The sequence below is a fragment of the Streptomyces sp. NPDC042201 genome, from assembly GCF_055582185.1.
Genome location: NZ_JBVJDS010000017.1, coordinates 52113 through 65769, shown reverse-complemented (window position 1 = coordinate 65769; position 13657 = coordinate 52113). Strand labels below are relative to the sequence as shown.

The 13657-nt window shown below is 67.4% G+C and carries 15 protein-coding genes; 12 read left to right on the top strand and 3 right to left on the bottom strand.

Annotated elements, in window-relative coordinates:
* Window positions 1-329: 329 nt before the first annotated feature.
* Window positions 330-671, top strand: coding sequence for a MazG nucleotide pyrophosphohydrolase domain-containing protein (locus tag ACZ6MZ_RS31200; RefSeq protein ID WP_389786004.1), 342 nt, complete (start codon window positions 330-332; stop codon window positions 669-671).
* A gap of 85 nt (window positions 672-756) precedes the next feature.
* Here ACZ6MZ_RS31200 and ACZ6MZ_RS31195 read toward each other — a convergent pair whose 3' ends face one another.
* Entirely contained in the window at window positions 757-1377 is a 621-nt protein-coding gene (locus ACZ6MZ_RS31195) for a hypothetical protein (RefSeq protein WP_389786001.1), read from the bottom strand.
* Between the two features lie 78 nt (window positions 1378-1455).
* Window positions 1456-2100, bottom strand: coding sequence for a hypothetical protein (locus ACZ6MZ_RS31190; protein WP_389785999.1), 645 nt, complete (start codon window positions 2098-2100; stop codon window positions 1456-1458).
* 144 nt (window positions 2101-2244) lie between these two features.
* Here ACZ6MZ_RS31190 and ACZ6MZ_RS31185 point away from each other — a divergent pair, with 144 nt between their 5' ends.
* The 4 genes from ACZ6MZ_RS31185 (at window position 2245) to ACZ6MZ_RS31170 (ending at window position 5078) form a co-directional block, all read left to right on the top strand.
* Window positions 2245-2658: a hypothetical protein gene (locus ACZ6MZ_RS31185; protein WP_389785997.1), complete on the top strand. Its 414-nt coding sequence runs from the start codon at window positions 2245-2247 to the stop codon at window positions 2656-2658.
* A gap of 110 nt (window positions 2659-2768) precedes the next feature.
* Window positions 2769-3068: a hypothetical protein gene (locus tag ACZ6MZ_RS31180; RefSeq protein WP_389785994.1), complete on the top strand. Its 300-nt coding sequence runs from the start codon at window positions 2769-2771 to the stop codon at window positions 3066-3068.
* 367 nt (window positions 3069-3435) lie between these two features.
* Complete coding sequence (locus ACZ6MZ_RS31175; protein WP_469355777.1) at window positions 3436-3753, top strand: hypothetical protein; 318 nt, start codon at window positions 3436-3438, stop codon at window positions 3751-3753.
* 719 nt (window positions 3754-4472) lie between these two features.
* Window positions 4473-5078 carry an HdeD family acid-resistance protein gene (locus ACZ6MZ_RS31170; RefSeq protein ID WP_389785989.1) on the top strand — a complete coding sequence of 202 codons (606 nt, stop codon included), beginning with the start codon at window positions 4473-4475 and terminating at the stop codon, window positions 5076-5078.
* An 88-nt stretch (window positions 5079-5166) separates the two neighbouring features.
* Here ACZ6MZ_RS31170 and ACZ6MZ_RS31165 read toward each other — a convergent pair whose 3' ends face one another.
* Window positions 5167-5727 carry a hypothetical protein gene (locus ACZ6MZ_RS31165; RefSeq protein ID WP_384185913.1) on the bottom strand — a complete coding sequence of 187 codons (561 nt, stop codon included), beginning with the start codon at window positions 5725-5727 and terminating at the stop codon, window positions 5167-5169.
* A gap of 116 nt (window positions 5728-5843) precedes the next feature.
* Between ACZ6MZ_RS31165 and hemL the strand changes: the two genes are divergently transcribed.
* From hemL to ccsB, 7 genes are all read left to right on the top strand, one after another.
* Complete coding sequence (gene hemL / locus ACZ6MZ_RS31160; RefSeq protein ID WP_389785987.1) at window positions 5844-7205, top strand: glutamate-1-semialdehyde 2,1-aminomutase; 1362 nt, start codon at window positions 5844-5846, stop codon at window positions 7203-7205.
* Complete coding sequence (locus tag ACZ6MZ_RS31155; RefSeq protein WP_384185910.1) at window positions 7202-7885, top strand: histidine phosphatase family protein; 684 nt, start codon at window positions 7202-7204, stop codon at window positions 7883-7885. The genes hemL and ACZ6MZ_RS31155 overlap by 4 nt, the downstream gene beginning before the upstream one ends.
* Window positions 7886-8053: 168 nt before the next feature.
* Entirely contained in the window at window positions 8054-9307 is a 1254-nt protein-coding gene (locus ACZ6MZ_RS31150) for a polysaccharide deacetylase family protein (protein WP_469355774.1), read from the top strand.
* A gap of 67 nt (window positions 9308-9374) precedes the next feature.
* Window positions 9375-9995, top strand: coding sequence for a TlpA family protein disulfide reductase (locus ACZ6MZ_RS31145; protein ID WP_469355772.1), 621 nt, complete (start codon window positions 9375-9377; stop codon window positions 9993-9995).
* A gap of 4 nt (window positions 9996-9999) precedes the next feature.
* On the top strand, window positions 10000-10764 hold the full coding sequence (locus ACZ6MZ_RS31140; RefSeq protein ID WP_469355770.1) for a cytochrome c biogenesis CcdA family protein: 765 nt from the start codon (window positions 10000-10002) through the stop codon (window positions 10762-10764).
* Window positions 10765-10768: 4 nt separating this feature from the next.
* Window positions 10769-12550, top strand: coding sequence for a cytochrome c biogenesis protein ResB (gene resB / locus ACZ6MZ_RS31135; protein WP_469355768.1), 1782 nt, complete (start codon window positions 10769-10771; stop codon window positions 12548-12550).
* Window positions 12547-13638 carry a c-type cytochrome biogenesis protein CcsB gene (gene ccsB, locus ACZ6MZ_RS31130; protein WP_384185899.1) on the top strand — a complete coding sequence of 364 codons (1092 nt, stop codon included), beginning with the start codon at window positions 12547-12549 and terminating at the stop codon, window positions 13636-13638. Before resB ends, ccsB begins: the two co-directional genes overlap by 4 nt.
* Window positions 13639-13657: the final 19 nt, after the last annotated feature.

Sequence of the window (13657 nt, the reverse complement as noted above, 5' to 3'; positions counted from 1 at the left end):
GACCTGGGGTTTCCGGAGCCCTTTGCGATTCTTTGCCAGGCTCGGCACACCAGGAGTCTGTCAGGACCATGTACGGACACGACCGCCTGCACGTCGGCCGCCTCACCCTCAACGACCCGCTGCTGATGAGCCGGGCACGTGAGGTCATGCCAGCTCGGTCACGCTGGCGACGCGCTGACACCGCCGGTCGGCGTTCGTCGCACGGCGTAGGGATCGGATAGACGTGCCGCGAATCCCGCGACGCGACGACCCCGTTGCGGCACCGGCACCGGCACTGAGCGCCCCCCGGGCCGAGAGGTTGTGCCGGGCGGGGCGGGAAAGGCTGAGGCATGGACCTCGACGAACTCCAGCGCCGCGCCTTGCGCATTCATGACCTCTACGACGAACTGAACCTGCGGGAACGCGGCCGGGTATGGACCCGCGAGGAGTTCATGCTCGGCTTCGTCGGGGATGTCGGCGATCTGGCGAAGCTCGTCATGGCTCAGGAAGGCGCCCGTGAGATGGCGGGCGGGCGCGCCGCTCTGGAGCACGAACTCGCGGACTGCCTCTGGTCGGTCCTGATCCTGGCCCACCGGTACGACGTAGATCTGGACGCCGCGTTCCGTCGCACGATGGACGAGCTCGACCGGTCGATCACCGCACGAGAAAGGCCCGGCGCCGACCCGGCGTGACCGTGGCCAGAAGGCCACCCGCCCACGCGGTGAGCACCGCCCAAGGCGCTGCCGGTGTCCTCGCAGAGCCGAACCGCCCCCGTGATTACCACCCCTGCGACTGGGCATTAAGCCTTCCTTTGATGTAGGCAACCAGCTCATCCCGTGCGACCTCCAGTTCCACGGGAGCCGCTTCCGTCTCTCTGCGCATGCCTTCCGGGATCGGAGGCCCGTGCTCTATGCACGCTCGCACCAGATCGCTCGCGGCGATCAAGTGATGCCCTAGGGTTGTGGCGTCGACCCTGCCCGGAACGTTATGGCCGAGTGCGGTCAAGAGGGGGCTTCGCTCTATGAGGAAATTTGCTGCCCTTGCATGGGCGAACCAGATTCCATCCAGCAGGGCTTCGTCGAACGCTGAATTGAGTTCTGAATGTATGGCTTCAAAGTCGCTTTCGAAGACTTCAGGGCTGACTCGGTTTCCGCCTGAAATTTCCCGATAGCTCCTTGCCAGAAACCCCGGATAGTTTCGGGTCGACGCTCTTACATTGATTAGTCGTCGGGTTAGTGCTTCACGGTCCTCCCGCTCCTCAGTACGGCCGACCTCGTCTCGGTGCAGGCGGGCTTGTTGACGGTGCAGCAGCATCGGTCCGATCACGGCGGCGCCTGCACCCAGAGCAGCCCCGCCAACCGCTCCTATGAGCCCGAACAGGGCGGCGTTGTCTGCCATGGGATCAGCATGTCGTCGTAGCCCTCACGTGACCAGACCGGATCGCTCAGTGTGCCAGTTCCGCGGTCACGAGCCCGCTTAGCCGTGAATGCCCAAGTGATCAAGACCGGAGTAGATGAATGCGGTCTGGAATCTGCGGGCACCGAAGCACTCGGCCTCTCCCTTGTAGATCGCCACAAGCGAGTCTGTGCCTCGCCACCAGGAGTCCGCCAGCCCTGCGATCTCGGGCACCGGCTCGTGATGGTCGAGGTCCAAGGCGTCGACGTCATCGCCAGCGACCTTGGTGACCTCTTTGGCCCACATGGCTGCGTGGTGGGCCAGCGCGACCGACTCCACCCACCCTTCGACGCTCGCGTGCAGGGGCACCCATCGGTCACCGTGAAGCCCGAACTCACCGCTGGGGCCGATCATGAAGGCAAAGGGAACCGCCGTTCGCTGATCCCCTGCTTCGAAGAACCATCCTTCTGATGGCGAGCCCTGTGGCGTGTCAGGAGAGAGGATTCTGGGGCCTCCGTCATAGCGGGGAGCCGGGGGAAGGGCCAGCCCACCCCATCGATCCGCGTAGGCCGCCACCCTGTCGATCTCCGCCGTGGGGATCCCCAGCTCAAGCCAGCGCTTCCGGTACTGATCGACCTTCAGCGATTCGACCCGGAGGCCGTGCGCGTGGACAAAGGAGCGAGCCCTTCGGGTAAGCCCAGGTACATCGGCGAGGTAGCGATTCACTCAGCTGACGCTACGCCGCTCGGCGGGACCAAGTACCCGCCTCGAGCCGGTGCCGACGGCGACTCATATCGCTACCTGAACAGCACGTCGATCTGCGTGGCAGTCGCTGACCCGGCTGTCGGTGTGGCATGGCAGGCTCCGCCTATGAGTTACGACCTCGCTGTGTGGGAGGGCGAGCAGCCAGCGGATGACGCCGCTGCGGCCCGGTGTTTCACCGATCTATACGACCTGTATATCGACACGGAGGAGCCTTCGGTTCCCCCGGTGGAGCGAATAGCGGCCTTCGTCTCCGCGCTCTTGAAACGGTGGCCGGATCTCACCGAGGACGAGGACGACATCGCGCCTTGGTCGACTGGTCCGCTGATCAGGGAGGCCCGCGGCCCGCTGATCTACTTCCCCATGCGCTGGAGCATGGCGGTGGAGGCATCTGCCTACGCGGCAGGGGTTGCTTCGTCGATGGGCCTCAACTCTTCGACCCGCAGGCACGGCAACTCCGGCCCCGACGATGGCACGGGAGCGGTCAGACCTACCCTGGCCTGCGTCGACCAGATTGTTTGAGACGGGTTGTCGCCCTTTCGCGTGACGGTATCCGGCTCTCGGCCACGGTAGTCCGCAGGGTGCTCCACCCTCGCAGTGACGGGGACAATCCCGGCAGGGCGGAGGTGTTCGTGGACGGGTCCGCAGTGGTGGCCTCCGCCTGGGAGTACGCCTTGGGCGTCGAGGTCGGGTTCGTCGACACCAACGGCGTCGAGCGTTCCGGTCCGTTGGAGTGCTGGTGGGCAGAGCCCTTCGAACTGGCATTGCCCGTGCGGCCGTTCGCCTTGTTCAAGGAGCAGAAGAACTTCACCGGCGAGTACTGGGCGGCGACCTCGCGGACCCAACCGACACCGCCGCTGCCATCACGCCCCGGTAGCCGACCGGCTGAGGAAGATCTTCGCCGATCCGCTGCCCCTGCTTGCCGGGGCTGAGCAGGTCGGGGACCGACTGGCCGTGCTGCCGGTGCTCTACCACCTGCTCTGGCGGCACGAACTGACGGCGGACCTGGTGACGGCCCCGCTGGGCACCGACACCCTGGTGCACCTGGCGTCCCGGGGCCGGCCGTGAATTCCGCGCGGCCTGGTCGGCTGCGGCTCGGCGACCGGGTCAGGTTCCAGAAGCACACCTACACGGTGGTCGGCCTGACCGGGATGCGGGTCCGGCTGGCCGACACGCACGGCGCCGGCATGCTCGTCGACCAGGTTCACCTGAAGTCCGCCGAGGGATTTCGCGGTCCTCGGGGCCAGGGACCGCACCGCGCTGGGGTCGGCCGCGCTACTGGACCGTCTGCCCGGGCCGGTGGCCGAGCGCGCCTTGTGGTGGCCGCGGCATGTGGTCGAACTTCTCACCGGCCTGCCACCCGACGCCCCGGCCGGGGCCCGGGTCAAGTCCGAGTGCGACCCCGCCTGCCGCTCGCTGGCAGAACGCGAGCGGGCGAAGGCTGCCGAGTTGGCCGCACTGGGCGAGGAGGTCACGGCGCGGACGGTGAAGCGCAAGCGCCAGCAGTACGAGCCGCAGGTCACAGCCCCCACCCGCAGACCAGATCATTCGAGACGGGACAATCGTGCCGCGATATCCACCCATCGGGCACCCTCGGTCTCCGATCCCTCGCCGTGAGTACTGGATGATGAAAAATTTACCCAAATCCTATTGACTCTGCCCATATCTGATGCAGGCTGATTAATAGACCACAACACCGAAAGAGCCACAAAGTCGGTGAGGACGTCTAGTCGGTGGAGTGACTCGGACAGGATGTGGTTCAGGCCCCCGGCAAGCCGGCGCGATACCGAGGCAACAGTGACGACTGACGCTTCAGGACACGCGCAGCACTACCGGGGACTGTTTTACCGGGCCACCCCGCCTGCGCGGGGAGCGCCTCTCTACGACCTGCGGATTTCGCAGGGTTTTGCGATTGCCGCGATGGCCACGACCTGTGCCTGCGACGGTGCCAATACTTTTGGCGATCTGGCTCCGGACTCGCAGGTCCATGGATACCCCAGCCCCGCTGGCTGGATGAACTCGGATGGCCTCCGGCTGCCCGATGATCGTGCTGCTGCCCCATGGGAGTGCATGCGTCGGATGGGTTCGCGTTCCGTTGATTACTCCCGGGCGGGAGCGTCACTCGAACGGTCTGCGTTCGTCCTCCTCCCTGCCCGGCGCCTAGACCCGCGGTACGGCGAGTCCGGACCAGCGAGGGGTCGGACGATCAGGAGACTTCATCCGTACAACGGGCCGCCGTCTTGGCGGCTCTTGCCGTGCGGGGGTGTTCGTTGCGGCGGAGGATGGTCGCATCCGTACGTCTCCGGGCCTGTCCGCGACGAAAGGCGGGGTGTGCCATGACCCTTCATGCCGGCGAAGTACCGGGCGGCGCCCTCGGCGCCCTCGGCCAGTCCGCCTGGAAGGTCCTCCTCGCCGCCGGGATCGCCGCGATTGCGTTGGGTGTCTTCGTTCTCGCCTGGCCGGGGGAGACGCTGCTGGTGGTCGGCGTCCTGTTCGGTATCTACCTCTTGGCCAGCGGCATCCTGCAACTGGCCGCCGCCTTCGGCTCACACGTGCCGGGCGGTATGCGGGCGCTGCACTTCATCACCGGGGCGCTGAGCGTGTTGCTCGGGCTGATCTGCTTCCGCGGGGAGGCCGAGTCATTGCTGCTGCTGGCCCTGTGGATCGGATTCGGCTGGCTGTTGCGCGGGATCATGTTGGTGACCGTGGCGGTCTCGACCGAGGGGCTGCCTGCCCGCGGCTGGCAGCTCTTCTTCGGCGCCCTCACCATCGTGGCGGGCGTCGTGCTGATCGTGTCCCCGTTCGGTTCGCTCGCCGTCCTCACCCTGGTCTCCGGCGTGTGGCTGGTCGTCCTCGGTGCGGCCGAGCTGGTCCACGCCTTCCGCGTCAGATCCCTGGTGGGCCACCGACCCCCCGATGCGAGCAGCCTGACCACACACTGACGCCTGCGGTGGCGCGGTCGAGCAGCGGGATCTCGTGCCAGGAGCAGCAGGAGCAGGAGGAGCGAGAGCAGCAGGAGCAGCAGCTCGGTCAGGGCCAGACCAGGCAGTACGGCTGGTGGCCCGCGTCGTGCAGGCGGTGGCTGAAGTCCTGCCACTCGTGGAGCAGTTGGTAGACGTTGAACGCGTCGCGCGGGCCGCCGCGGTCCGGGACCGTGGACCATATGAAGGCCGCCGCGCCGACCGATTCCTCGCCCACGTCGCGCAGGGGGTCGACGACCGTCATGGGGAGTTTGACCACCGCGTAGTCGGGGTGGAGGACGACCAGTTCCAGCGGGGGGACCTTGTACAGGGGCATGCCCTGTATGCCCGTGAGGACCATCGCGGCTATCGTCTCGGGCTTGATCTTGGTGAACATGCCGCCCATGCCCAGCTCGTCGCCGCCCAGCTCCTCAGGGCGCATGGATATGGGGACGCGCGCGGCTGTGGCACCGTCGGGCGCGCCGAAGTATTTGTACGTCACCCCCACCCGGCCACCACTCCTGCTCCCCGTGGGCTGCTCCCGGGCCTCGTGTCTCCGGTGCTTCCCCCGCCGGGCAGGCTCGGGACCGAGGTCATCGGTCCCCTCGCCCAGTCCGCCACCGCGATGCATATCTCCACCCGACCACTCGCAGCCACGGCCGCGCAACCCGATCATCGTGACAGTGACCTCCCCCACGAACGTGCGGTGAAACACCTGTCCGCAAGAACGTCCGAGGCTCTGACACCATGGATTCCGTGAGCTTCCCCTATGACGCCCCAGTTTCGCAGACGCTTTTCGACCGCGCGGCCCTCGTGACGCCCGGCGGCGTGAACTCTCCTGTCCGTGCCTTCCACGCGGTGGGCGGTACGCCCCGGTTCATGGTGTCCGGTAACGGTCCATACCTCATCGATGCGGACGGTCGCGAATATGTCGACCTCGTATGTTCTTGGGGGCCGATGATTCTCGGTCATTCCCACCCGGATGTCATCGAAGCGGTCCAGGCGGCGGTCGCCCGCGGTACGTCCTTCGGTACGCCGGGTGAGGGCGAGGTCGCGCTCGCCGAGGAGATCGTGGCCAGGATCGCCCCCGTCGAGCAGGTACGGCTCGTGTCGTCCGGCACCGAGGCGACCATGTCCGCGATCCGGCTCGCCCGTGGATTCACCGGGCGCGCGAAGGTCGTGAAGTTCGCCGGCTGCTACCACGGTCATGTCGACGCCCTGCTCGCCGCGGCCGGCTCCGGCGTCGCGACCTTCGGGCTGCCGGACACCCCGGGCGTCACCGGCGCGCAGGCCGGCGACACGATCGTCCTGCCGTACAACGATCTGGACGCCGTACGGCAGGCCTTCGCCGCGCACCCCGGCGAGATCGCGTGTGTGATCACCGAGGCGTCGCCGGGCAACATGGGCGTCGTACCGCCGGGGGACGGCTTCAACGCCGGGCTCAAGGAGATCTGCGCCGCCGACGGCGCGCTGTTCATCTCCGACGAGGTGATGACCGGTTTCCGTACGTCGAAGGCCGGCTGGTACGGCATCGACGGCGTCGCGCCCGACCTGATGACCTTCGGCAAGGTCATGGGCGGCGGCTTCCCGGCCGCCGCGTTCGGCGGGCGTGCCGACATCATGGGCCGGCTCGCCCCGGCGGGGCCCGTCTACCAGGCCGGCACGCTCTCCGGGAACCCGGTCGCCACCGCCGCGGGCCTCGCGCAGCTGCGGCTGCTCGACGACGCCGCGTACGAGAAGATCGACGCCGTCTCGCGGCAGATCCAGGGGCTGGTGACCGAGGCGCTCAGCAAGGAGGGCGTCGCTCACCGCGTCCAGGCGGCGAGCAATATGTTCTCCGTCTTCTTCACGGCCGACGAGGTCCGCGACTACGCGGGCGCCAAGAAGCAGCAGTCCTTCCGCTTCACCGCGTTCTTCCACTCGATGCTCGCCGACGGGGTGTATCTGCCGCCGTCCTCCTTCGAGTCCTGGTTCGTCTCCACCGCCCACGACGAGCGCGCGATCGAGCGGATCGCCGCCGCACTGCCGGCGGCCGCCCGCGCCGCCGCCGAAGCCACGGACCCCGACACGGACCCCGACACGAGCCCGGACACGGAGAGCGCCGCATGAGCGACCAGAGCGAACTGACCGTCGTCCACCTCATGCGCCACGGCGAGGTCGACAACCCCGACGGTGTCCTCTACGGCCGCCGCCCCGGGTACCACCTCTCCGAGCTGGGCCGGCAGATGGCCGACCGCGTCGCCGAGCATCTCGCGGACCGTGACATCACTCACGTCGTCGCCTCTCCGCTGGAGCGCGCCCAGGAGACCGCGGCCCCTCTCGCCAAGACCCACGGTCTGACCCTCGACACCGACGACCGGCTGATCGAGGCCGCGAACATCTTCGAGGGCAAGAACTTCGGGGTCGGCGACGGCGCGCTGCGCAAGCCCGCCAACTGGAAGCACCTCACCAACCCCTTCCGGCCGTCCTGGGGTGAGCCGTACATCGACCAGGTCGTACGGATGATGGGCGCCCTGAGCGCCGCGCGCGACGCGGCCCGTGGTCATGAGGCGGTCTGCGTCAGCCATCAGCTGCCGATCTGGATCGTGCGGAGCTTCGTCGAACGGCGCAGGCTCTGGCACGACCCGCGCCGGCGGCAGTGCACGCTCGCGTCGCTGACCAGCTTCACCTATCAGGGCGACAAGATCGTCTCCGTCGGCTACTCCGAGCCGGCCCGCGATCTCGTCCCCGCTCATCTCCTCGCCGGTGCCAAGCCGGTGAAGGGCGGAGCCAAGGCATTCGGAGCCTGAACACCCCTGGCCTCAGGCCGCGTCGACGGGTTCTGTCACATCTGCCGTTACATAAGTAAAGATATGACAATTCCTGGAACCTGTGTGTTCGGTACGTCATCCCACCTGTTGCCGCTTGTAAGACTCGTATGAGCGGCAGGCGGACGAGCGAGCGCAGATGGGAACTGTATGCGGCACATCAGCCGAAGGGGTCTGCTCGGAGCCGGAATTGGGGCCGCGGGCGCGATGGGAATCGCGGGCTGCGGCACCACCGGACAGGGCGGGCCACACCGGTCGGAGGTCGGCAAGGGCGGAGGTAACGGCGGAGGCGCGACGGGCAGTGCCCGTCCCACAGGCAAAGAGGTCCGGCTCATCGGGGACGGTTCCACCTCCGACACAGGAAAACAGCCGCACCAGCCGCCCCCGCCCGTCCCGCTCGAACCCGGCCAGACCCCGCCGCAGTTCGTGATCTTCTCCTGGGACGGTGCGGGCGAGGTCGGCAACGGCCTCTTCCCGCGCTTCCTCGACGTCGCCAAGGACCATGGCGCGGCGATGACGTTCTTCCTCTCCGGCGTCTATCTGCTGCCCGAATCGAAGAAGACGCTCTACCGGCCGCCGAACAATCGCGTCGGTGCTTCCGACATCGGCTACCTCACCGACGACCACATCAAGGAAACCCTCAAGAACGTCCGTCAGGCATGGCTGGACGGCCATGAGATCGGTACGCACTTCAACGGGCACTTCTGCGGCGGCTCCGGCTCGGTGGACCACTGGACCCCGGAGCAGTGGCGCAGTGAGATCGACCAGGCTGTGTCCTTCGTCACCGAGTGGCGTACGAACAGCGGCTGGACCGACCTCGATCCGCTGCCCTTCGACTACCGAAAGGAACTGATCGGCGGCCGTACGCCCTGTCTGCTCGGCCAGGACCACCTGCTGCCGACCGCGAGGAAGCTCGGCTGGCGCTACGACGCCAGTTCCCCCGGCGGCACCCAGAAGTGGCCGGACAAGCTGCAGGGCATCTGGAATCTTCCTCTCCAGGGCATCCCCTTCCCCGGGCACACCTTCGAAGTCCTCTCCATGGACTACAACATCCTTGCCAATCAGTCACAGAATTCGACCAAGGGAATTCCCTCGCGCTATCCGGGCTGGCGTGAGCAGGCCACCGGCGCTTATCTCGCCGGTTTTCGCCGGGCTTACGAATCGAATCGCGCGCCGTTCTTCATCGGAAACCACTTCGAGCAGTGGAACGGTGGGATTTATATGGACGCCGTCGAGGAAGCCCTGAAGGGCATGGCGGGCAAGAAGGATGTGCGGCTGGTGTCGTTCCGCCAGTTCACCGACTGGCTCGACGTCCAGGACCCCGCCGTACTCGCCAAGCTCCGTACCCTGGAGGTCGGACAGTCCCCGGCCGGTGGTTGGAACGCTTTCTTTAAGGCGGCCTGACAAGGGGCTATCCGGGCATCGAGGGGGGTGCGCAAGATCCCCGAAACGCCCATGCGAAACTTTTCACATGAACTCAGGCCGCTCTCCCCGACGCCGCTCCGACCGTCGACTCCGCGCCGTTCTGCCGGTCATGGTCGTCGCGGCGGGGCTGGCGCTCTCGGCGTGCACCGGCGGTGGCACATCGGGCGGCGGTGGGGACACCAACTTCGTGACGAACACCGGTGGCATCTCCACCGTCGCGAAGGCCGACCGCAAGCCGGTGAACGAGATCGCGGGGCAGACCCTCGACGGCGAGAAGCTCGCGATCGGCGACCTCAAGGGCAAGATCGTCGTGCTGAACGTCTGGGGCTCATGGTGCGGGCCCTGCCGCGCCGAGGTGCCGCACCTGGTGAAGGTCGCCAAGGAGACCGAGTCCAAGGGCGTGGCGTTCGTCGGGATCAACACCCGGGACGGGAACAAGGGCAACGCGCTCGCGTTCGAGAAGGACTTCGCCGTCAGCTTCCCGAGTCTGTACGACCCGGTGGGCAAGCTCATCGTCAGCGGTTTCCCCAAGGGCACTCTCAATCCGCAGGCCGTCCCCTCCACGATCGTGCTCGACCGGGACGGGAAGATCGCGGCCCGCGCGCTGAAGGCGCTCGACGCGGAGGCCCTGCGCATGATGATCGACCCGCTGATCGCGGAGAAGTGATCCCGTGCAGGTTCTCGCCGCGACCCCCGGCATCGAGGAGACGGTCCGCAGCGGAGCGCTGCTGCTCGCGCTGCCGATCGCGCTGCTGGGCGGGCTGGTCTCCTTCTTCTCCCCCTGCGTACTGCCGCTCGTGCCCGGTTATCTCTCGTACGTGACCGGCGTCACCGGCACCGATCTCGCCGAGGCCAGACGGGGCCGGATGGCCGTCGGTGCCACGCTGTTCGTGATCGGCTTCACCGCGGTCTTCGTCTCGGGCGGGGCGCTCTTCGGCTACTTCGGCTCGACGCTGCAGGAGTACCGGGAGACCCTCTCCAAGGTGCTCGGCGTACTGATGATCCTCATGGGGGTGTTCTTCATGGGGAAGATGCCCTGGCTCACCCAGCGTGAGTTCCGCCTCCACAAGCGTCCGGTGACCGGCCTCGCGGGCGCCCCCGTCCTGGGCGCGCTCTTCGGAATCGGCTGGACGCCGTGTCTCGGTCCGACCATCTCCGCCGTGAACGGACTCGCGTTCGAACAGGCGAGCGCCGGCCGAGGGGCCATACTGACCGTCGCGTACTGCCTGGGCCTCGGCGTGCCGTTCGTGCTCACGGCGGTGGCCTTCCGCAAGACGCTGGGTGCCTTCGGCTGGGTCAAGCGCCATTACGTCTGGGTGATGCGGATCGGCGGCGGCATGATGATCGCGACCGGTCTGCTGCTGCTGACCGGCGCGTGGGACGGCATCGTGCAGGAGATGCAGTCGTGGTCCAACGGCTTCACGGTGGGGATCTAGTTCCATGAGCAAGGCGTCCATGAGCAGGGCTTCCACGAACGAGACAGAGACCGGCGGCACGGCGGAGGCAGCTGCGGCCGACGGAGCCGCCCCCGAGACCGGGGACGCCTCCGAGACGCGGGACGCCCGCGACGCCCGGGAGCTGGGCGATGCCGGGGCGCAGCTCTCCACCGCTCCCCGTGAGGAGACCGCCATCGGCGGCCCCACCCTCGGGATCGTCGGCTGGATCCGCTGGTTCTGGCGGCAGCTCACCTCCATGCGCATCGCGCTGATCCTCCTCTTCCTGCTCTCCCTCGGCTCCATCCCCGGTTCGCTGATCCCGCAGGCCGGCGTCGACGAGCTCAAGGTGCAGGACTTCAAGGGCCGGCATCAGACACTCGCGCCGATCTACGACACCTTCCAGCTCTTCCACGTCTACAGCTCGGTGTGGTTCTCCGCGATCTACATCCTGCTGTTCGTCTCCCTCATCGGCTGTATCGTCCCGCGCACCTGGCAGTTCGTCGGCCAGCTGCGCGGCCGCCCGCCGGGGGCGCCCAAGCGGCTCACCCGGCTGCCCGTGTACACCACCTGGCGCACCACGGCCGAGCCCGAGGCCGCCCGCGAGGCGGCGCTCGCGATGCTGAAGAAGCGCCGCTTCCGCGCCCATACCGTCGGCGACGCGGTCGCCGCCGAGAAGGGCTACCTCCGCGAGGCCGGCAACTTGCTCTTCCATATCGCGCTGATCGTGATGCTGGTGGCCTTCGCCACCGGACAGCTCTTCAAGTCCGAGGGCGGCAAGCTGATCGTCGAGGGCGACGGCTTCTCCAACACCCTCACGCAGTACGACGACTTCAAGTCCGGCTCCCTGTTCGACCTGGACAACCTCGCCCCCTTCAGCTTCACCCTCGACGAATTCGTCGGGACCTACGAGCGCAGCGGGCCGCAGCTGGGCACCCCCCGCACCTTCCGGGCCGACATCCGCTACACCGCGGACGCCGGCGGCAAGGAACGTAAGGCGGCCATCGAGGTCAACAAGCCCCTGAGCGTCAACGGCTCGAAGGTCTATCTGATCTCGCACGGGTATGCCCCTGTCGTCACCGTCAGGGACGGCCGCGGCCAGGAGGTCTTCAAGGGCGCGGTCCCGCTGCTGCCCATCGACAACAACGTCTCGTCCACGGGCGCCATCAAGGTGATGGACGGCTACCGCGACAAGAACGGCAAGCGGGACCAGCTGGGCTTCGCCGCGTTCTTCGTGCCGACCTACGGCGGGAAGGGCTCGGGGCAGATGTTCTCGCGGTTCCCCGCGCTGGACTTCCCGGTGCTCAATGTGGGCGCGTACCACGGCAGTCTGGGCGTCGACTCGGGGCTGCCGCAGAACGTGTACCAGCTGAACACCAACAAGATGAAGGCCTTCAAGGACGCCAAGGGCAATGTCCTGAAGAAGACCCTGCTGCCGGGCGACAAGCTCACGCTGCCGGACGGCGCAGGATCGATCACCTTCGAGAAGGGCGTCAAGGAGTGGGCGAGCTTCCAGATCTCGCAGCAGCCCGGCAACTCCTGGGCCCTCACCGGTGCGATCGTCGCCATCGCGGGCCTCGCCGGTTCGCTCTTCATCCAGCGGCGCCGGGTCTGGGTCCGGGCCGTGCGGGGCGCCGACGGCGTCACCGTCGTCGAGATGGCGGGACTCGGCCGCAGCGAGTCCGCCAAACTCCCTGAGGAACTGGCCGATCTGGCCATCACCCTCAATTCAGAGGCGCCCACCGCGCCTGATCCCGCAGAAGAGACTGTCGAAGGGGCTGAGAAGTGAATCTCGCCGCCGCAGCAACCAATGAGAGCCTGGCACAGACCAGCAATGTGCTGATCTATTCGTCCATGGCCGTCTACATGCTGGCCTTCTTCGCCCATATCGCCGAGTGGCTGTTCGGCAGCCGCAGCAAGGTCGCCAGGACCGCGGCGGCCCTCACCGGCGACGGCGAGGCGTCCACCGCTGGTTCGGTGAAGGTCCAGGTCGCCCAGAAGGACGGCGGCACGGCCGTCCTGGAGCGGCCGAAGATCATCACCCGCTCCGCGGCCGGCTCCCGCGACCTTCCGGACGGCCCCGGCGCGCACGGTGGTGACGCGCAGGGCGATCTGTACGGCCGGGTGGCTGTGTCCCTCACGGTCCTCGCCTTCGCCATCGAGGCGGCCGGTGTGGTCGCCCGCGCGATGTCCGTGCAGCGGGCGCCGTGGGGCAACATGTACGAATTCAGCATCACCTTCTCCACCGTGGCCGTCGGGGTGTATCTCACCCTGCTCGCGCTGAAGAAGAACGTCCGCTGGATGGGGCTGCCGCTCGTCACCACGGTCCTCCTCGATCTCGGGCTCGCTGTCACTGTCTTGTACACCGACAGTGACCAATTGGTTCCCGCCCTTCACTCGTACTGGTTGTGGATCCACGTCTCCACCGCGATCTTCTGCGGCGCGGTCTTCTACGTCGGCGCGGTCTCCACGCTCCTGTACCTCTTCCGTGAGCGGTACGAGTCCAACCTCACCGCCGGCCGCGAGCCCGGCTCCTTCGCCACCTCCGTCATGGAGCGGCTCCCCGCGTCCGCGACGCTCGACAAGTTCGCATACCGCGTCAACGCCGCTGTCTTCCCGCTCTGGACGTTCACGATCATCGCGGGCGCGATCTGGGCGGGCGACGCCTGGGGCCGCTACTGGGGCTGGGATCCTAAGGAGGTCTGGTCCTTCATCACCTGGGTGGCATACGCCTGCTACCTGCACGCCCGCGCCACCGCCGGCTGGAAGGGCCGCAAGGCCGCATATCTGGCGCTGATCGCCTTCGGCTGCTGGCTGTTCAACTACTACGGCGTGAACATCTTCGTCAACGGCAAGCACTCCTACGCGGGCGTGTGACGCGCGGCCGTACAGACCC

Coding starts and splice junctions, on each gene's coding strand:
- ACZ6MZ_RS31185 (WP_389785997.1), top strand. CDS start 2,245: ATGAGTTACGACCTCGCTGTGTGGGAGGGCGAGCAGCCAGCGGATGAC.
- ACZ6MZ_RS31145 (WP_469355772.1), top strand. CDS start 9,375: ATGAACTCAGGCCGCTCTCCCCGACGCCGCTCCGACCGTCGACTCCGC.
- ACZ6MZ_RS31165 (WP_384185913.1), bottom strand. CDS start 5,727: ATGCATCGCGGTGGCGGACTGGGCGAGGGGACCGATGACCTCGGTCCC.
- ACZ6MZ_RS31170 (WP_389785989.1), top strand. CDS start 4,473: ATGACCCTTCATGCCGGCGAAGTACCGGGCGGCGCCCTCGGCGCCCTC.
- ACZ6MZ_RS31195 (WP_389786001.1), bottom strand. CDS start 1,377: ATGGCAGACAACGCCGCCCTGTTCGGGCTCATAGGAGCGGTTGGCGGG.
- resB (WP_469355768.1), top strand. CDS start 10,769: ATGAGCAAGGCGTCCATGAGCAGGGCTTCCACGAACGAGACAGAGACC.
- hemL (WP_389785987.1), top strand. CDS start 5,844: ATGGATTCCGTGAGCTTCCCCTATGACGCCCCAGTTTCGCAGACGCTT.
- ACZ6MZ_RS31155 (WP_384185910.1), top strand. CDS start 7,202: ATGAGCGACCAGAGCGAACTGACCGTCGTCCACCTCATGCGCCACGGC.
- ACZ6MZ_RS31150 (WP_469355774.1), top strand. CDS start 8,054: ATGCGGCACATCAGCCGAAGGGGTCTGCTCGGAGCCGGAATTGGGGCC.
- ACZ6MZ_RS31200 (WP_389786004.1), top strand. CDS start 330: ATGGACCTCGACGAACTCCAGCGCCGCGCCTTGCGCATTCATGACCTC.